Consider the following 18,363-nt stretch of genomic DNA (forward strand, 5'->3'; position numbering starts at 1 on the left):
GCTGACCCGTGGACAGTAACCCCCCCGCGGCAGCGGCACCGTGCCCCAGACCCGCGCGCAGACCTCTCGCACCCGCGAGAGGTTTTTTCGTTTTACGGCCCCACCCCGGCCAAGGAGCGAACCGCGCGAAGATGGGGGCAAGTGGAGCCAGAACTTCCGGAGCCACGAATCCGACAGGAGTCAACTCAGCCATGACCACGGAGACCGACGACAGCTTCCATGTCTTCGACACGACGCTCCGCGACGGAGCCCAGCGCGAGGGCATCAACCTCACAGTCGCGGACAAGCTGACCATCGCCCGGCACCTGGACGAATTCGGCGTGGGCTTCATCGAGGGCGGCTGGCCCGGTGCCAACCCCCGGGACACGGAGTTCTTCTCCCGCGCCCAGCAGGAGATCACCTTCCAGCACGCCCAGCTCGTCGCCTTCGGCGCCACCCGCCGCCCCGGCGCCAGGGCCGCTGAGGACCCCCAGGTCAGGGCCCTCCTGGAATCGGGCGCTCCGGTGATCACCCTGGTCGCCAAATCGCACGACCGGCATGTCGAGCTCGCCCTGCGCACCACCCTCGAAGAGAACCTGGAGATGGTCCGCGACACCGTCTCCCACCTGCGCGAACAGGGCCGCCGCGTCTTCGTGGACTGTGAGCACTTCTTCGACGGCTACCGCGCCAATCCGGAGTACGCCAAGGCCGTGGTCCGCGCCGCGGCCGACGCGGGCGCCGATGTCGTCGTGCTGTGCGACACCAACGGCGGCATGCTCCCGGCCCAGATCCAGGCCGTCGTCTCCACCGTCCTCGCGGACACCGGCGCGCGTCTGGGCATCCACGCCCAGGACGACACCGGATGCGCCGTCGCCAACACCCTCGCCGCCGTCGACGCCGGCGCGACGCACGTCCAGTGCACCGCCAACGGCTACGGCGAGCGCGTCGGCAACGCCAACCTGTTCCCGGTCGTGGCCGCGCTGGAGCTCAAGTACGCGATGAAGGTGCTGCCCGAGGGCGCGCTGGCCGAGATGACCCGTATCTCGCACGCCATCGCCGAGGTCGTCAACCTCACGCCCTCGACCCACCAGCCCTATGTGGGGGTCTCGGCCTTCGCGCACAAGGCCGGGCTGCACGCCTCCGCCATCAAGGTGGACCCCGATCTCTACCAGCACATCGACCCCGAGCAGGTCGGCAACACCATGCGGATGCTCGTCTCCGACATGGCGGGCCGCGCCTCCATCGAGCTCAAGGGCAAAGAGCTCGGCATCGACCTCGGCGGCGACCGCGCGCTGGTCGGCCGGGTCGTCGAGCGGGTCAAGGAGCGCGAGCTCAAGGGCTACACCTACGAGGCCGCGGACGCCTCCTTCGAGCTGCTGCTGCGCGAGGAGGCGGAGGGCCGGGCGCGCCGTTACTTCCGTACGGAGTCCTGGCGGGCCATCGTCGAGGACCGCCCCGACGGCACGCACGCCAACGAGGCCACGGTGAAGCTGTGGGCCAAGGGCGAGCGCATCGTCGCCACCGCCGAGGGCAACGGCCCGGTCAACGCGCTGGACCGGGCGATGCGGGTCGGGCTGGAGAAGATCTATCCGCAGCTCGCCAAGCTGGAGCTGATCGACTACAAGGTCCGCATCCTCGAAGGCCGCCACGGCTCCGAGTCCACCACCCGCGTCCTGATCACCACGGGCGACGGAGGCGGCGAGTGGGCCACGGTCGGCGTTGCCGACAATGTCATCGCCGCCTCCTGGCAGGCACTGGAGGATGCGTACACCTACGGCCTGCTGCGCGCCGGGGTCGAGCCCGCCGAGTAGCGGCTGGACAGGTTCAGCGCTGCGGGGCTCAGGTCTGGAGCCGCCACTTCTGGTTGGCGGCTCCGGTGCACGACCAGATCTGCGCCCGGGCCCCGTTCGCCGATGAATTGCCGGTCACGTCAAGGCACTTGTCGGCCGGGGCGTTCACCAGGTCACCGGTGGACGCCTGCCACCGCCACCGCTGCGCGCCCGAGCCGTTGCACCCGTACAGCTGGACCTTGCGCGTCGTGTGTGGGGTCGAGGCGTGAGTCACCTTCTCGGCCGTGAACGGCCGGGCTTGTGTGCTCGGTTGCGTTCACACCTTGTCGCGCTCCCGACTGTCCCCTACGGCAGGACGGTCACGGGTCGCATCTCCTCGCACACGGCTACGTCGGGGCGGGGACGGGCATGGTGACGAATGCCCACGCCGAGCGTGCGCGATCGCGCACGTTGACCCCGGCGACGACGTCGGCGGGCCCAGCGAGCCCGCACCGACGACACGAAAAGTGGTCCCGAGTAGGCCGGTTGGCCTTCTCGGTGTGCCCGCAGCGCGGACAGCGCTGCGAGGTGTAGGCCGCGTCCACCTCGAGGAACGGCACCCCGGCCCGCCGGGCCTTGTAGGCGAGATGCTGCCCGAGCTGGTGGAAGGCCCAGGATGAGAGGGTGCTCCGCTGGTCGCGTCGAAGCCGTACCCGCTCGCGAATCCCGTCGAGTTCCTCGACAGCCACTCCGCGACCGGTGCGTTGCGCGACGGACACAATCTCCCTGCTGATGCAGTGGTTCACATGCGCGGCATGGCAGTGCTCCCTTCTTCGTCCTCCGCGTGAGACGGCGGGTGGCCGAGGGGGTGTTCTTGTTGCGGCCATCAATGGCTTGTGTATTCAGGACCTGAACGCGTAACGGCCGTGGTCCGCCTGAGGGTTGGGTTCGGACCAATCTCGGTGTTAAGTATTGACGGCACTCTTCGCCAGGGGTTAACTCACCGCCCAGACCCCGGAACCGGTTCCGGGACCGGTTCCAGCACGCGCCCAAGATCTAGACGCGGAGGCCCCGATGCGAGTCACGATCGCCGACGTCGCACGTGAGGCGGGGGTCAGCAAGACCACCGTGTCCCGCGTCCTGAACACCAAGGGCGAGGTGGACTCCGGGACGGCTTCCCGTGTTCGTGAAGTGATCGCAAGCCTCGGCTATGTGCCCAGCAGCGGCGCCGTCGGCCTGGCCCGCGGCACCAGCCGTACGGTCGGAATGCTGACGCCCCCGCTGACCTGGCCCTGGATGGGCGAGGTCCTCCAGGGAGTCGTCGACACCGTCGAGGCCGCCGACTACGGGCTGCTGCTCTTCACCTGCAACCGCGGCGCCGAGTCCGTCGAGCGCTTCACCAGCCAGGTCTCGGCCCGCGCCTTCGACGGACTGCTCGTGATCGAACCGGAGAACACCCTCGGCACGATCACCGCGATGCACCGCGATGGCCTCCCGGTCGTCCTCATCGACGACCGCGGCCACCACCCCGAATTCCCCTCCGTCGCGACCACCAACCGTGAGGGCGGAGCCTCCGCGGCCCGGCATCTGCTGGCCTCGGGCCGCACCCGCCCGCTGATCGTCACCGGCCGCCGCCACTTCGGCTGCGTACGCGACCGGCTGGACGGCTTCCGGGACGTCCTGCCGACCGGCACGATCGCCGAGGGCGACTTCACCGAGCTCTCCGGACAGCTCGCTGTCGAACGGCACCTCGCCGACGGCACCCCCTTCGACTCGGTCTTCGCGCACAACGACCTCAGCGCGGTCGGCGTGCTGAGAGCCCTGCGTGCCGCCGGCCGGAGCGTGCCCGACGACATCGCCGTCGTCGGCTTCGACGACCTCCCCGTCGCGCAGCACACCGAACCGCCCCTGACGACCGTGCGCCAGCCCATGCGGGAGATGGGAGAAACGGCGGCGCGGATGCTGCTCGCCCACCTCGGCGGCACCCCGGCGCCGGACGAACCGGTCGTCCTCCCCACGGAGTTGGTCGTCCGCCGCTCCGCGCCCTGACCTGTCGCCGCGCCTGACCTGTTCCTGCGTCATGACCTACGAAGGAGCCGCAATGCCACCCCGCACCCGCACGCGCTTCAAAAGCAGAGCCGGAACCGGAACCAGGACCACAACCGCGGTGCTCGCCGCGACCGCCGTGCTCGCCGGTCTGCTGGCCGCCGCCGTCCCCAGTGCCGCCGCCGACGACCCCGCCCCCGTCGCCGTCGACCGATTCGAGGGCGAGGTCCCCTTCGCGAACCCGCCCGCCGAGGGCATCTTCACCTGGGGCAGTGACGCCGACGACCAGCCCAGGCTGGAGCTCAAGGAGCGAGCCGACGCCCCCGATGGCGCCAAGGTCCTCGAAGGCAGCTACGACATCAGCGGCTGGGGCGGACTCACCCACGACTTCGCCTTCGACAAGCCCGCCCACGACTGGACGGCTCACAAGGGCATCCGCTTCTGGTGGTACGGCCAGAACACCGCACCCCTGCCGCCCGGCTCCGGCAAGCGCATCAACTTCGAGCTCAAGGACGGCGGCGCCAACGGCGAGGCGTCCGAGCTGTGGACCACGTCGTTCACCGACGACTGGGAGGGCTGGCACCTCGTCGAGATCCCCTTCGCCGACTTCGTCTACCGCGCCGACTACCAGCCCGTCGGCGGCATCGACCAGATCCTCGGACTCAACGAGATGTGGGGATACGCGCTCACCCTGCCGCCCGGCGCGCCCGGAAAGTTCGCGATGGACGGCGTCGAGCTGTACGGAAAGGCAGACCCGGCCCTGAAGGCGAAGGTCATCACCGACGCCGCCGTGTACCCGGTCGACGAGGGCGGCACCGCCCAGGTGAAGATCTCCGTCGCCACCACCGGCTCCGGCCCGATCGACGAGCCCGTGACCGTTGCGTACACGACCGAGGGCGGCAGCGCCGAAGCGGGCACGGACTACGCCCCGGCCTCCGGCACCGTCACCTTCCCTGCCGGATCGGTCTCCGGTACGTCCAAGACCGTCGCCGTCGCCACCAAGAAGGACTCCGCGGCCGAGTCCGCCGAGACGATCCCGCTCAAACTCACCGTCACCGGCGCCAAGCCCCCGGCCGAGACCCCGCAGGTCGTCGTCGACGCCCACGGACTGCCGTATCTCGACGCCGGGCTCCCGGTGAAGAAGCGCGTCGCCGACCTCCTCTCCCGGATGACACTCGCGGAGAAGGCCGGCCAGATGACCCAGGCCGAGCGCAACGCCCTCAAGTCCCAGGGAGACATCGCACGGTACGACCTCGGCTCACTGCTCTCCGGCGGCGGCTCGGTGCCCACGCCCAACGCCCCCGAGGCCTGGGCCAAAATGGTCGACGCCTACCAACTGCGCGCCCAGGCAACGCGGTTCCAGATCCCGCTGATCTACGGCGTGGACGCGGTCCACGGCCACAACAATGTCATCGGGTCGACGATCATGCCGCACAACATCGGCATCGGGGCCACCCGGGACCCGGCCGTCGCCGAGAAGACCGGAGCGGTGACGGCGAAGGAAGTGCGCGCCACCGGCATTCCGTGGGACTTCGCCCCCTGCCTCTGCGTCACCCGCGACGAGCGCTGGGGCCGCTCGTACGAGGCCTTCGGCGAGGACCCGGCCTTGGTCACCGCCATGGAGACCGTCATCAAGGGCATGCAGGGACCGCCGTCCGGCAAGGATCTCGACCGCAACGACAAGGTGCTGACCACCGCAAAGCACTTCGTCGGCGACGGCGGCACGGAGTACGGCTCGTCCGCCACCGGCTCGTACACGATCGACCAGGGCATCACCAAGGTCACCCGTCAGGAGCTGGAAGCGGTCCACCTCGCGCCCTTCGCCGAAGCGGTGAAGCGCGGCACCGGCTCGGTCATGCCCTCGTACTCCTCGCTCGACATCGCCGGCGACGACCAGGGCCCCGTGAAGATGCACGCCAGTGCCGAGATGATCAACGGCGTGCTCAAGGACCGCATGGGCTTCAAGGGCTTCGTCATCAGCGACTGGCAGGCGATCGACCAGATTCCCGGCGACTACGCGAGTGACGTCCGCACGTCGGTGAACGCGGGACTCGACATGATCATGGTCCCGACGGCGTACCCCGACTTCCACAAGACCCTGCAGGACGAGGTGAACGCGGGCCGCATCAGCCGGGCCAGGATCGACGACGCGGTCTCCCGGATCCTGACCCAGAAGTTCACGCTCGGCCTCTTCGAGAAGCCGTACGCGGACACCGCCAACATCGGCACCGTCGGCTCGGCCGCACACCGCGCGGTCGCCCGCGAGGCCGCCGCCAAGTCCCAGGTCCTGCTGAAGAACGACGGCGCGGTGCTGCCGCTGAAGCCGTCGCAGAAGGTGTACGTCGCCGGGTCCAACGCCGACGACCTCGGCAACCAGGCCGGCGGCTGGACCGTCACCTGGCAGGGCTCCTCAGGAAAGATCACCACCGGCACGACGATCCTGGAGGCCATGAAGAAGGCCGCACCGGACGCGGCCCTCACCTACTCCAAGGACGCCTCCGCGCCGACGGACGGCCATGACGTCGGCGTGGTCGTCGTCGGCGAAACCCCGTACGCGGAGGGCATCGGCGACGTCGGCAACGGCCACGACCTGGAGCTCGGCGCCGCGGACAAGGCGGCGGTCGACAAGGTCTGCGGGGCCATGAAGTGCGCGGTCCTCATCGTCTCGGGCCGCCCCCAGCTCATCGGCGGCCGCCTCGGCGACATCGACGCGCTCGTCGCCTCCTGGCTCCCCGGCACGGAGGGCGACGGCGTCGCCGATGTCCTCTACGGCAAGCGGCCCTTCACCGGCCAGCTCCCGGTCACCTGGCCCAAGTCGGCGGGCCAGCTGCCGATCAACGTCGGCGACGCGGTTTACGACCCGCAGTACCCCTACGGCTGGGGCCTGACCACGCTCCGCAAACCCCCGTCGGGAGGGGAGCTCACCCTCAAGGCGATCGCCCTCGCGGCAAGGATTCTGGAGGCGGCGGGCCGCGGCGACTCCCCGGAGGCCCGGGCGCTCGTCTCCCAGGCCCGCCTGATCGCCCAGCAGAAGATCGGCCAGCACGTGACGCCGGCGTCGGCGAAGCCGTTCGCGGAGGCGGATCACTTGGCGCTGGGGGGTGAGGTGAGCGGTGCGGTGGCGAGGCTGACGGCGGCGTTCAGGGCGGGTTAGTCCCCGGGGCGCTGCCCCCGGACCCCCGCGCCTCAATCGCCGGCGGGGCTGGATTGTGCGGCTGGGCCGCACATTCAGCCCGTCCGGCGTTTGAGGACATGCGGCCGAAGGTCGCATACGGGGTCCGGGGCGAAGCCCCGTCGGGGGTCCGGGGGCAGCGCCCCCAGCTCGGGATGGGGGTACCTCCCACGGCCGCCAGGCCGTAGGGGGAGGGCGGGGTGGGGAACAGCCCCGCCGCAGGCGCACCGCGTCCCCGGACCGTAAGCCCCGCGCTTGTCCGGATTCGCCCTGATTCGGGTAGCGTCGAAGTATGAAGACCCGGCTGCTCACCGCACTGTCCGGTCTGCTGCTCGCCTTCTCCGCCACCGCCCTCCTCGCGGCGCCGGAAGCGCAAGCCGCCACCGGCCCCGAGACCGTGGCCGAAGCGCTGAAGAAGAGCCCGGTCTACGTCGATCCCCGCGCCTCCGGCCAGCTGTCGAAGGCCGACGCCGACGCCCTGACCCAGAAGATCAAGGACGCCGACAAGCCCCTCTTCGTGGCCGTCCTTCCCAACGCCGCCGAGTTCCCCCCGGACTCGGTCCTGCGCAACCTCCGCACCGAGACCGGCATCACCGGCCTGTACGCCGTCCGCCTCGGCAACGGCTTCAACGCGGGCGCGGACCGCAGCGTCATGTCCAACCAGGCCGTGCAGAACCTCGTCACCGCGGTCAAGACGCCCCCCGGCGCCGACGCCGCGACCCAGCTGAACAACTTCGTCGACCAGGCACTGCCCCAGCTGCGCGGCAACGCCCCGTCCTCCTGGGGCACCGGCCCCGACGACAGCTCGGACCACGGAACCCTGATCGTGCTCGGCGCGGTCGTGGCCGCCGGCGGCGCGGGCGCGTACACGATCGTCCGCCGCAAGCGCCAGAAGAAGGCCGCCGAGGAGCGTGCCGCGCTCGACAAGCTGCGCGTGGTCGTCGACGAGGACATCACCGCCTTCGGCGAGGAGCTCGACCGGCTCGACTTCCACCCTTCGGAGAAGGGCGCGGACGATGCCATGCGCGCCGACTACGAGCGCGCACTCGACTCGTACGACAGGGCGAAATCCCTGATGGGCGGGGCCGAACACCCCAGTGACGTACGCCCCGTCACGCAAGCCCTCGAAGACGGCCGGTTCTCACTCGCGGTCCTGGACGCCCGCCGTACGGGCGAGGCCATTCCGGAGCGCCGGGCCCCCTGCTTCTTCGACCCGCGCCACGGCCCCTCGACGACGGACGTGATGTGGATTCCCTCGGGTGGCGGCACGCCCCGCGAGGTCCCGGGTGGCGGCATGCCCCGCGAGGTCCCGGTCTGCGCCGCCGACGCGGCCCGTCTGGAGGACGGCGAGGACCCGATGGCCCGCACGGTCGACACGGCGTCCGGCCGCCGCCCGTACTGGGAGGCGGGCCCCGCCTACGGCCCGTGGGCGGGCGGCTACTTCGGCGGCGGCCTCCTGCCCGGCCTGCTCGTCGGCACGCTGCTGGGCAGCGCGCTCTCCACCCCGGCGTACGCGGCGGAGTACGGCGGCGGCGACTACAGCGGCGGTGACTACTCCGGGGCCGACTTCAGCTCCTCCGACTTCGGCGGAGGCGACTGGGGCGGCGGCGGAGACTTCGGAGGCGGGGGCGGATTCGACGGAGGAGGTGGCTTCTGATGCAGACCAAGAAGTGGAATGTCGAGATCGTCATCACGGAGAACGACCACCTGACCAAGGCCGAGGCCAGGCTGCGTGGTCAGAACTCGGAACTGATCCTCGGAGAAGGCACGGCGCACCGTAATCGTGCGGACCAGAACGTCCCGCACATCGGAGACGAACTGGCCGTGGCCCGTGCCCTCAGCGAGGTGACTCATCGGCTGCTGCACGAAGCGGCAGCGGAGATCGAGACCCACACCGGCCAGCGGGTGGATCACCTCCGCGCGTGACTCAGCGCTCGGCTACGAAGGCGGCCCAGGCGTCCGGAGCGACGGTGAGGACGGGCCCGCTGGGGTTCTTGGAGTCACGGATGTGTACGGCGAGGGGGTGGGTGGAGACCTCTACGCAGTCTCCGCCCTGGCTGCCGCTGTAGCTGGACTTCCGCCAGTCGTACGCGACTTCGACGCAGTCTCCACCTTGGTCGCTGCTGTAACTGGACTTGAACCAGTTCATGACTCTCCTAGCAGTTCGTCCAGCATGCCCATGCTCTCCGCGGGGGAGAGGGCCTGCGAACGCAGCATCCCATATTTCTGCTGAAGGACACTGACCTTGTCTGGATCATCATGCAGGAAGCTGACCAACTGCCCCTCGACATACGCCAGGTGGTCGTGGTCGGGCGTCTCCAGCAGCACCACGGGGCCAGCCAGTCCCGCGTGGACCTCCCTGTCGGTGGGCATGATTTGCAGCCCCAGGAAAGGGAGTTCGGCGCAGCGCCGGAGATGCCGGATCTGCTCGCGCAGCACAGAGCGGCCTCCGATGGGGCGGTGCAGCATGACCTCCTCCAGCAGGAAGTTCGCCATTACTCGGGGCTTGCGCTGGAAGACCTTCTGCCGCGCAAGTCGAGCCGAAACCCACTCCTCCACCTCGTCCTCGTCCAGGGGTGGATACAGGCAGGAGAAGACGGCGCGGGCGTACTCCTCGGTCTGGAGCAACCCCGGCACGACGTGGTCCTGGTACGACAGCAGGGTCAGGGCATCCTGCTCGTGGCCGACGTAATCCTGCGCGAACGCCGGGAACCGCTCCCGCTCCGGCACCTTCCGTACCGCCGTCTGCAGCGCCATCTTCGTTTCGAGCAGCTCGTCGAGGATCTCCGCCAGGTCCAGCTTCAGCGGCCTGCGGCCCTGCTCGATGGACGCGATCGTTTCCTCCCCCGCGCCCAGCTGCCGCGCGAGCTCCGCCTGGGTCAAACGTGCCGCGTTCCGGAAGACGGCGAGCTGTGCGCCGATGACGTGCCATGAAGTGACCCGCTTGGGCCGTTTAGCCGAGTGCATGGTCGCCCCTTTCCCATCACGGGGTGCGCTTGACCCGTCACGGGCCGTACGAACTGGCCGTACGGCTCAGCGCACCGGTCCACATGGGGGGCGTAAATCGAACCACTACTGAAAGTGCTCGAACAGCGACCGTACGTGATTGACCGTGATCATTTTTGCGCGCTTGACTCGTGCGCATGCCAAACCGAACGAGGCTCAAAGCCTTTGCCGCCGCGGCCCTTGCCGCCATCCTGATGTCCGCCGGACCGCTCTCCGCGTCCGCCGAGCCGTCGGCGCCCAGCCCGGCCCCGCTGTATCTCTCCGCGAAGGCCCTGAAGGGCCGCTACATCGTGACGCTCAGTGCGAGCGCCGACCCGGACGAGCTGGTGCGCAAGCTCGGTCTGACGTCGCAGTACTCCTACAAGTCCGCACTGCGCGGCTTCGCCACCACGCTCACCGCGCTTCAGCTGAAGACGGTGCGTACGACGCCCGGTGTGTCTGCCGTCGAGCAGGACGCCGAGGTCACCGCGCTGCCCACGGAGGAGGTCCGTGCGCCGCGCGTATCGTCCGCGTCCTGGGGTCTCGACCGGATCGATCAGCGCCGTCTGCCGCTCAGCACCGGGTACAGCGTGAAGGGCACCGGCACTGGTGTCACCGCGTACATCCTGGACACCGGAATCGACTTCGGCCACAGCGAGTTCGGCGGGCGCGCCACATACGGCTATGACGTCGTCGGGGACGGCCTGCGCGGCCGGGACTGCCAGGGGCACGGAACGCATGTCGCGGGCACGGTCGGCGGCGCGACCTACGGTGTCGCGCGCGGTGCGTCGCTCGTGAGTGTCCGCGTACTCGACTGTGAGGGCACGGGCACCTGGTCGGGAGTCCTCGCCGGGTTCGACTGGGTGGCCGAGCACGCCGTGCAGCCCGCCGTGCTCAACGCCTCCCTCGGCGGCGACAAGTCCGTCACGGTGAACGAGGCGGCGACCGCGCTCGCGGACAGCGGAGTCCTGCCGGTCGTCGCGGCGGGCAACGAAGCGACGGACGCCTGCGATGTTTCGCCGGCGTCCGCGGACGGCGTGGTCACGGTCGCCGCGTCCGGCCGCCGCGACGAGGAGACCGACTTCTCGAACTACGGCGAATGCGTCTCGCTCTACGCTCCCGGCGCCGCCATCGTCTCCGCGAAGCTCGGCGGCGGCAGTGTCGCCCTGAGCGGCACGTCCATGGCTTCTCCGCATGTCGCGGGGGCTGCCGCGCTCTACAAGGCGATCAACCCGACCGCGGCGCCGGACCAGGTCGCGACCTGGCTGGACATCTGGTCCACCAGGAACGTCCTGACCAGTGTCAGCCCCGGGTCGCCCAACAAGCTCCTCTACACCGGCGGCCTCTGAGCCGCGGTATCAGGCGGCCGCACGACCGAGCGCCCGCCCCGGCCGCGGGGGACGGCAGGGCGGGCGCGCTCAGGGGGTGGGGCACCGAGGATCAGGCGGCTGCCTTGATGGCGGAGATGTCGAAGGTCAGCTTGACCTTGTCGCTGACCATGACGCCGCCGGTCTCGAGCGCCGCGTTCCAGGTCAGGCCCCAGTCGGAGCGCAGGATCTCGGCCTTGCCCTCGAAGCCGACGCGCTCGTTGCCGTAGGGGTCGGTGGCCGAGCCGTTGAACTCCAGGTCGATGGCGAGCGGGCGCGTGACGTCCTTGATCGTCAGGTCGCCGGTGATGCGGTAAGTGTCGCCGCCCAGCTGTTCGGCCTGCGTGGAGCGGAAGGTCATCAGCGGGTACTGCTCGGCCTCGAAGAAGTCGCCGCTGCGCAGGTGGCCGTCGCGGTCGGCGATCCCGGTGTCGATGCTGGCGATCTTGACGTCGATCTCGGCGGTCGAGTGGTGGGGGTCGGCGCCGTTCAGGTGCAGGCTGCCGGAGAAGTCGCCGAACGAGCCGCGGACGTTGGTGACCATGGCGTGGCGGACGGTGAAGCCGATGCTGCTGTGGGCCGGGTCGATGCTGTAGTCGCCGGTGAGGGCGATCAGCGCCGGGTCCACCTCGCGGGTGGTGGTGGCGGTGGCTACAGCGGTGTCGGCCTTGCGGTTGAAGAGACCCATGACGCACTCCTTGGGGGACGTGGTTGCGTGTTGTTTAAGCTTCAACGACATCGACTGTAGATGCATTCCCTTCAAAGTTCAACATCTTCGCGAGAGGTTCACCCGGAGGTCGCGGCAGCGCTCTGGCGGACGCGCGTAGAAGTCGGGACCATCGCTCTGCTCCACCTGCACGGCGCTCCACCTGCACGGCCGTCCCCCAGGAATCCACGGTCCTCAAGGGTCATCAGCAGGAGGGAACCCCATGAAAATCCGCTCCGTAACAACCGCCCTCGCGCTCCTCACCGGCGCGCTCTTCGCGCCCGGCTTCGGCGTCATCACCGGCGCGACCGATGCTCACGCGGTCACCAAGATCAGCCATGCCACGGCGACATCGATGTTCCGCTCGTCCGGGATCACGTGGTCCTCGTCCGGCGGCTGTTCCGACCGCAACAACCCGACGTGTACGTCCTTCGAGCAGCTGAACCTCGCGACCGCGAAGGGGGCGCAGACGCTCAGGAGCGCGAGCGGGTGCGCGCTCAACATCACCGGGGGTACGGAGGCCGGGCACGCGGGCGGGACGTACTCGCACTGGAACGGCTACAAGCTGGACTACAGCAAGTACACGTGCGTCGGGAACTACATCAGGAACACCTTCACGTACATCGGGGCGCGGCCCGGTGACGGGGCTCCGCAGTGGAGGTCGGGGTCGGGGAACATCTACGCGGACGAGGGCAGCCACTGGGATGTCCTGTACTACAACTGCGGCGGCTGCTGACGGGGGCCTGCGGCGCTGTTCCCCACCCCGCCCGTTCCCTTAACCGGGGCTCCGCCCCGGACCCCTTGCGGGGGCTCCGCCCCGGACCCCGCGCCTCAATCGCCGGCGGGGCTGAACTATTCAGCCCCGCCGGCGTTTGAGGACATGCGGCCGGAGGTCGCATACGGGGTCCGGGGCGAAGCCCCGTCGGGGGGTCTGGGGGCTTGCCCCCAGTTCGGGATGGGGGTACCTCCCACGGCCGCCAGGCCGTAGGGGGAGGGCGGGGTGGGGAACAGGCGCCCCCCGCCCCCGCCCCCGCCGACCTGCCGTCAGGCGCCCACCGTCACCGTGAACCGCCTCGGGTTCCCGTCGAACGCCGCCCCCGACACGTCCGGCTGCCCGTCCGGCCGGACATCGTCGTACGGGAAGGCATAGCCGATCGGGGTGTTCGCGTGGACCACGCGCGACCAGTGGTTGGTGGCCGGGTCCAGGTAGTAGTCCGCCGTGGTCGCACCGTTCGGCTGGTCGGGATGCGTCAGCAGTGTCGTCCGGTTGAAGGCGGCCGCGATCCTGGCCAGCAGGGCCTTCTTATCGTCGGGGTCGCCGGGGTTGTTGGCGAAGGGCCCGTGGTTGCAGGTGAAGATGTCCTTCGAGGCGGGCCTGGCGAAGCTGTGCCCGCCGGTGAAGCTGAGGACGTCGCCGTTCACGCGGCCGGTGAGCACGCCGCGCCCGCCCTGGAGGTCGACCTTGAGGTCTGTGGAGCGGTATTTCTCCCAGACCTTGTCGATGTAGTCGTCGAAGACGTCCCGGAAGGGCATCTCGGCCGGCCGGTCGAAGTAGGGCGCCATCACGGTCTGCGGTGAGATGACCCGCAGTACCTCGCCGTCCGACCCGCGGATGATCAGCTTGTCCCAGGGCTGCCCGTCGCGTGCGGCCTGCGCGGTGAGGTCGTCGGCGATCTTCTTCAGCGCGCCGTCGGGGAGCGGCGCGACGGTGTGGGTCTCGTCGCCTTCGAGCGTGAGGCCGATGGGGAGCGCGGTCACCAGGTCGACGTAGCTGATGTTGGCGAACAGCTGCTGCGGGTTGAAGGTGAACTCGCAGAACGACCAGGTGCGCCGGTAGTTGGGGTCGGCCTCCGTCGCGAAGGCGGGTTCGACGAGGGAGGGCCCGGGGTTGAGGAAGAAGTCGAGCTTGTCGTCGCGTACGAAGTAGACGCGCGCGCCGTACATCTGGGGAAGCGTCAGCACGACCGGGCCCGCGCCCGCCCCCTTCAGCGGGATCGCACAGTCGACGGGGAGCGGGGTCCCCGGCGCGGAGGGGGAGTCGGGCCGGTAGACGCTTCCGTCCGCGCGCAGCAGCACCCACTGGTTGGTGTCCTGCGCGTGGCCGGTGACATAGGCGTGGACCGTGCCGGGCAGCGACTTGTTCTCCAGGGCCAGTTCGCAGGTGGGGGGCGCGGCCTTGGCTCGGGGGCTGAGAGCGCTTCCCCAGGCGGGATACGTGAGTGCGGTCGCTGCAGCGGCTGTTCCTGTCAGGAACATACGTCGGGATATCACGGATGTACTCCTGGAGTTGTGGGGGGAGGCCCACTCTTGCGACGCGTGGAGCAGCCGTCAAGAGTTGTGACTGAGAGCGCTCTCAGATTCTTTCGGGCTTCACAACCTGACGTTCCGTGCGGCGACTTGGACTAACGCGCGGCGGTTGTTGGACTACCGCTCGCCGCAGCGCACGACTTCGTTGACGATGGCGAGAACGGAGGGCTACTCAGTCCCCATGCCACGAAGACTCCGTGCGGCGTGCGCCCTCACCGCCGTCTCATCCGCCGTGTTCGCCCTCGCCGGACCCGCGCTCCCGGCCACCGCGGGAGAGGACGACGTGCCCGCCGTCATCGGCTCGCCGCAGCTCTCGGTCGCCGTGGCCAAGGACTTCCCGCGGGTCCTGACGTACACCGACCGGACCGGTGGGGCCACGCTCCTCGGGAGTACGAGAGCGGTCACCGAGGTCACCCTCAACGGCACGGCGTACGCGGTGCAGTTGAAGGGCACGCCCACCCTCACGGCGTCGAGTGCCGCGTACACACTGGCCTTCGCCGCGCTGGCCGGGGTCGAGATCGACGCGACGCTGACCGTCGCCGGGCGGGCCCTGACCTTCAAGGTCACCGCGGTCCGCGACACCGAGGCCTTCCGCGTGGGCACGATCGACATCCCCGGGCACGACCTCGTCTCGGTCGGCAGTACGGATTCCGGCGCCGAGACCGCCTTCACGCGCCTGGACCCCGACTCGACGAGGACCGCCGACGTCTTCGGCAGGGTCACGGACCAGACGGCGCCGGACGCGGCACCGGTCGGCGCCTCGTACGCCCTCGTCAACACCGGCTCCCTCGCCGCCGCCGTCGAGTCCAACTCCAGCCATGACAAGCCCAGCGGCGCCACCGGCGGCGACGACGCCCGCTTCTGGCACCAGGCCCGCAAGGCCGCGGACGGCAGCACGCGCGTCGGCGTCTGGTCGGGGCAGTGGACCTACCGGGGGAGCGGCGCCCCGAAGCCCGAGAGCGGCAGGGACCTGCCCTGGGCGAAGGTCGTCGTCACCCCCGACGCCAACGGCGACAAGAAGGTCGACTGGCAGGACGGAGCCGTCGCCTTCCGCTCCATCGGGATCAGGGCCCCGGGCAGCGAGCAGACGCCGGACCGGGTGATCACCCATATCCCCTTCAACTTCGCCAGCCAGGCCACCCACCCCTTCCTGCGCACCCTGGACGACGTCAAGCGGATCTCGCTCGCCACCGACGGGCTCGGCCAGCTGGCGCTGCTCAAGGGATACGGCTCCGAGGGCCACGACTCCGCGCATCCCGACTACGGCGGCAACTACAACAAGCGGGCCGGCGGACTCACCGACCTCAATACGCTGCTCAAGGACGGCAAGAAGTGGGGCGCGGCCTTCGGCGTGCATGTGAACGCCACCGAGTCGTACCCGGAGGCGCAGCACTTCAGCGAGAGCCTCGTCGACAAGACCAAGCCCGGCTGGAACTGGCTGAACCAGAGCTACTACATCGACCAGCGCCGGGACATCAACAGCGGTGATCTGGCGCGCAGATTCCAGCAGTTGAGGGACGAGACCGACCGCAATCTCTCCCTCCTCTACATCGACGTGTACTACACGCACGGCTGGATCGCCGACAAGACCGTGCGGGCCGTGCAGGCACAGGGCTGGAACGTCGCCACCGAATGGGCCGACAAGTTCGAACGGGCCTCGCTCTGGTCGCACTGGGCCAATGACCTCGACTACGGCGGGGCCACCAACAAGGGCCTCAACTCCCGGATCATCCGCTTCATCCGCAACGGTGAGAAGGACGTCTGGAACAACCACCCGGTCCTCGGCCAGAGCGCCCTGGAGGACTTCGAGGGCTGGACGGGCGAGAACGACTGGAACGCCTTCTACTCCAATGTCTGGCAGCGCGACCTGCCCGCCAAATACCTCCAGCAGGAGAAGATCACCCGCTGGAAGGGCAACGATCTGACCTTCACCGGCGGTGTCCGGGGCACGGTCGAGGACGGCCGCCGCACCTTCTACGACCACGGCCGCAAGGTCCTGGACGGCGACGCCTATCTGCTGCCGTGGGGCGGCGGCAAGAAGCTCTACCACTACAACAAGGCCGGTGGCAGCAGTAGTTGGGCCGTCGGCGGCGCGGCCTCGTACACCGTCTACAAGCTCACCGACAACGGACGCGTCAAGACCGGCACCGTGCGACCGGTCGGCGGCAGGATCAGCCTCACCGCGGCCGCCGGGCAGCCGTACGTCCTCTACCCGGACCGCGCGCCCGCCCCCGCGGACCCGAGGTGGGGCGAGGGCGGGCCGGTCGCCGACCCCGGCTTCAACGACGCGGGCCTGGACGACTGGTCCACGCGCGGCACGGTCGCCCGGGACACCGACGACCACGGCCGCAACAGTGCCGCGCTCAGCGGGACGTCCGCCGCCTCGCTCTCCCAGCGGCTGACCGGGCTCACCCCCGGGGCCCGCTACACCGCGTCCGCCTGGATCGAGGTCCAGCCGGGGAAGGAGCGCCGTACGACCCTGTCCGCCGGCGGCGCGTCCGTCACCGTCGAGCGCTCGACCGCGAAGGACCAGGTCGCCGCGTCCGACCGGCACGACACCTACTTCCAGCGGGCCAAGGTGAACTTCACCGCGCCCGGGGACGGCACGGCCACCCTCAAGGCCGAGGCGGCGAGCGGCAGTTCGGCGCGGGTGCGGATCGACGACATGCGCGTCGTCAAGAACGCACCCGCGACCAGGCCGGGCACGGTGGCGTACGAGGGCTTCGAGGCCGTCGACCAGGGCTGGGGCCCCTTCCTCAAGGGCGACGCGGGCGGCGTCACCGACCCGCGCACCCACATCGCGCAGAAGCACGCCCCGTACACCCAGACGGGCTGGAACGGGAAGCTGATCGACGACGTGCTGGGCGGGGCCGAGTCCCTGAAGTCCCACGAGGAGAACGCCGGTCTGGTCTACCGCACGGCACCCTGGACCGTGCCGATGAGCAACGGGCACAGCTACCGGGTCGAGTACGACTACCAGTCGAGCAATGCGGGCGCGTACGAGTGGGTCACCGGATACGACCGGATCGGCGCGGACGGGACCCCCGCCTCCGTCGAGACCCGGCGTACCCCGATTGGACAGCAGCGGACTACCGGGCACTTCACCGAGACCGTCACGGCGGGCTGCGGCGACACCTGGACCGGACTGCGCAAGCGGGACGACGCCCCGGACGGTGCCGACTTCGTCCTCGACGGCTTCACCGTCACCGACCTGGGTCCGGCGGACGGGCAGGCGGCCTGCGGGACGCTGAGCGTCGAACCGGCCGCCGAGACCCTGGAACCCGGCCGGAAGAACGAGGTCAAGGCGGTGTTCACCAGCTACGAGGCGCAGCCCGCGGCCGGTGTCTCGATCGCTCTCGCACTGCCCGAGGGGTGGACGGCTGAGCCCGCCGGGCCGGTGTCCTTCGACGCGGTCGCGCCGGGTGCGAAGGTCACCGGGAGCTGGCAGGTCACACCGCCCGCGGACGCGAAGTACCAGACGTACACGCTCGGTTCACAGGTCACGTACACCGTGGGCGCCTCCGCGCGGAAGCTCGCCGCCTCGACCTCCGTACGCACCCTTCCGCCACCGCCCGCCGCCGACGCCTGGGCCAGTGACATCGACTGGACGTCCGCGGAGAACGGCTGGGGGCCGGTCGAGCGCGATGTCTCCAACGGCGAGACGGGGACGGGCGACGGCAGCCCGCTGACGATCGGGGGAGTGGTGTACGCCAAGGGGCTCGGCACGCACGCTCCGGCGAAGGTCCGCTACTACCTGGGCGGGCAGTGCACGTCCTTCACCGCCGAGGTGGGGGTGGACGACGTCCAGACCTCGCGCGGGAGCGTCCAGTTCAGCGTGCTGGCGGACGGCGCAGAGAAGGTGAAGTCGCCGGTCCTGAAGGCCGCGGACGCCGCCTGGCAGCTGACCGCGGACGTCACCGGCGCCTCGTATGCCGATCTGGTCGTGGGCGACAGCGGCGACGGGAACGGCAATGACCACGCCGACTGGGGCAGTGCGCGGTTCAAATGCGGAGCCCCGGGGTAACTGAGCCG

Annotated in this window: 13 protein-coding genes and 1 pseudogene; 8 read left to right on the top strand and 6 right to left on the bottom strand. The window is 69.9% G+C overall.

From position 1 onward, the window contains the following. Positions 1-191: 191 nt before the first annotated feature. Positions 192-1,790 carry a citramalate synthase gene (cimA, locus tag OG741_RS28055; RefSeq protein ID WP_405602465.1) on the top strand — a complete coding sequence of 533 codons (1,599 nt, stop codon included), beginning with the start codon at positions 192-194 and terminating at the stop codon, positions 1,788-1,790. Positions 1,791-1,818: 28 nt separating this feature from the next. Here the strand turns inward: cimA and OG741_RS28060 are convergent. Next, positions 1,819-2,043 (bottom strand): annotated as a pseudogene (locus OG741_RS28060) (ricin-type beta-trefoil lectin domain protein); the annotation flags it as partial. Between the two features lie 112 nt (positions 2,044-2,155). Then, positions 2,156-2,527 (bottom strand): zinc ribbon domain-containing protein, encoded by a 372-nt coding sequence (locus tag OG741_RS28065; RefSeq protein ID WP_405602466.1) that lies wholly within the window; start codon positions 2,525-2,527, stop codon positions 2,156-2,158. A gap of 295 nt (positions 2,528-2,822) precedes the next feature. Here OG741_RS28065 and OG741_RS28070 point away from each other — a divergent pair, with 295 nt between their 5' ends. From OG741_RS28070 to OG741_RS28085, 4 genes are all read left to right on the top strand, one after another. Beyond that, positions 2,823-3,797, top strand: a complete 975-nt coding sequence (locus tag OG741_RS28070; protein ID WP_405602468.1) for a LacI family DNA-binding transcriptional regulator — start codon at positions 2,823-2,825, stop codon at positions 3,795-3,797. Between the two features lie 52 nt (positions 3,798-3,849). Then, on the top strand, positions 3,850-6,948 hold the full coding sequence (locus OG741_RS28075) for a glycoside hydrolase family 3 protein (protein ID WP_405602469.1): 3,099 nt from the start codon (positions 3,850-3,852) through the stop codon (positions 6,946-6,948). Positions 6,949-7,258: 310 nt separating this feature from the next. Next, positions 7,259-8,623, top strand: a complete 1,365-nt coding sequence (locus OG741_RS28080) for a hypothetical protein (protein WP_405602472.1) — start codon at positions 7,259-7,261, stop codon at positions 8,621-8,623. After that, complete coding sequence (locus OG741_RS28085; protein ID WP_389372784.1) at positions 8,623-8,892, top strand: DUF1876 domain-containing protein; 270 nt, start codon at positions 8,623-8,625, stop codon at positions 8,890-8,892. The genes OG741_RS28080 and OG741_RS28085 overlap by 1 nt, the downstream gene beginning before the upstream one ends. A gap of 1 nt (position 8,893) precedes the next feature. On the opposite strand, the gene OG741_RS28090 is transcribed toward OG741_RS28085, so the two are convergent. Beyond that, complete coding sequence (locus OG741_RS28090) at positions 8,894-9,115, bottom strand: DUF397 domain-containing protein (RefSeq protein WP_405602474.1); 222 nt, start codon at positions 9,113-9,115, stop codon at positions 8,894-8,896. Then, a complete protein-coding gene (locus OG741_RS28095; RefSeq protein ID WP_405602477.1) occupies positions 9,112-9,933 on the bottom strand; it encodes a Scr1 family TA system antitoxin-like transcriptional regulator in 822 nt (273 codons plus the stop codon). Before OG741_RS28095 ends, OG741_RS28090 begins: the two co-directional genes overlap by 4 nt. A gap of 176 nt (positions 9,934-10,109) precedes the next feature. Between OG741_RS28095 and OG741_RS28100 the strand changes: the two genes are divergently transcribed. Further along, positions 10,110-11,300, top strand: coding sequence for a S8 family peptidase (locus OG741_RS28100; RefSeq protein ID WP_405602479.1), 1,191 nt, complete (start codon positions 10,110-10,112; stop codon positions 11,298-11,300). Between the two features lie 91 nt (positions 11,301-11,391). Here the strand turns inward: OG741_RS28100 and OG741_RS28105 are convergent, their stop codons facing one another. After that, on the bottom strand, positions 11,392-12,006 hold the full coding sequence (locus OG741_RS28105) for a YceI family protein (RefSeq protein ID WP_405602480.1): 615 nt from the start codon (positions 12,004-12,006) through the stop codon (positions 11,392-11,394). 241 nt (positions 12,007-12,247) lie between these two features. On the opposite strand from OG741_RS28105, the gene OG741_RS28110 reads away from it, so the two are divergent. Further along, positions 12,248-12,760 carry a hypothetical protein gene (locus tag OG741_RS28110; protein WP_405602481.1) on the top strand — a complete coding sequence of 171 codons (513 nt, stop codon included), beginning with the start codon at positions 12,248-12,250 and terminating at the stop codon, positions 12,758-12,760. Positions 12,761-13,068: 308 nt separating this feature from the next. Here the strand turns inward: OG741_RS28110 and OG741_RS28115 are convergent, their stop codons facing one another. Beyond that, the gene (locus OG741_RS28115; RefSeq protein ID WP_405605813.1) at positions 13,069-14,280 is read right to left on the bottom strand and encodes a glycoside hydrolase family 64 protein; all 1,212 of its coding nucleotides are present in this window, start codon (positions 14,278-14,280) and stop codon (positions 13,069-13,071) included. A 232-nt stretch (positions 14,281-14,512) separates the two neighbouring features. Here OG741_RS28115 and OG741_RS28120 point away from each other — a divergent pair, with 232 nt between their 5' ends. After that, entirely contained in the window at positions 14,513-18,355 is a 3,843-nt protein-coding gene (locus tag OG741_RS28120) for an endo-alpha-N-acetylgalactosaminidase family protein (RefSeq protein ID WP_405602483.1), read from the top strand. The last annotated feature ends 8 nt before the right edge of the window (positions 18,356-18,363 follow it).

The organism is Streptomyces sp. NBC_01410 (genome assembly GCF_045040195.1).
GTDB lineage: Bacteria > Actinomycetota > Actinomycetes > Streptomycetales > Streptomycetaceae > Streptomyces.

Coding starts and splice junctions, on each gene's coding strand:
- OG741_RS28095 (WP_405602477.1), bottom strand. CDS start 9,933: ATGCACTCGGCTAAACGGCCCAAGCGGGTCACTTCATGGCACGTCATC.
- OG741_RS28105 (WP_405602480.1), bottom strand. CDS start 12,006: ATGGGTCTCTTCAACCGCAAGGCCGACACCGCTGTAGCCACCGCCACC.
- OG741_RS28100 (WP_405602479.1), top strand. CDS start 10,110: ATGCCAAACCGAACGAGGCTCAAAGCCTTTGCCGCCGCGGCCCTTGCC.
- OG741_RS28075 (WP_405602469.1), top strand. CDS start 3,850: ATGCCACCCCGCACCCGCACGCGCTTCAAAAGCAGAGCCGGAACCGGA.
- OG741_RS28070 (WP_405602468.1), top strand. CDS start 2,823: ATGCGAGTCACGATCGCCGACGTCGCACGTGAGGCGGGGGTCAGCAAG.
- OG741_RS28085 (WP_389372784.1), top strand. CDS start 8,623: ATGCAGACCAAGAAGTGGAATGTCGAGATCGTCATCACGGAGAACGAC.
- OG741_RS28115 (WP_405605813.1), bottom strand. CDS start 14,280: ATGTTCCTGACAGGAACAGCCGCTGCAGCGACCGCACTCACGTATCCC.
- OG741_RS28090 (WP_405602474.1), bottom strand. CDS start 9,115: ATGAACTGGTTCAAGTCCAGTTACAGCAGCGACCAAGGTGGAGACTGC.
- OG741_RS28120 (WP_405602483.1), top strand. CDS start 14,513: ATGCCACGAAGACTCCGTGCGGCGTGCGCCCTCACCGCCGTCTCATCC.
- cimA (WP_405602465.1), top strand. CDS start 192: ATGACCACGGAGACCGACGACAGCTTCCATGTCTTCGACACGACGCTC.
- OG741_RS28080 (WP_405602472.1), top strand. CDS start 7,259: ATGAAGACCCGGCTGCTCACCGCACTGTCCGGTCTGCTGCTCGCCTTC.
- OG741_RS28110 (WP_405602481.1), top strand. CDS start 12,248: ATGAAAATCCGCTCCGTAACAACCGCCCTCGCGCTCCTCACCGGCGCG.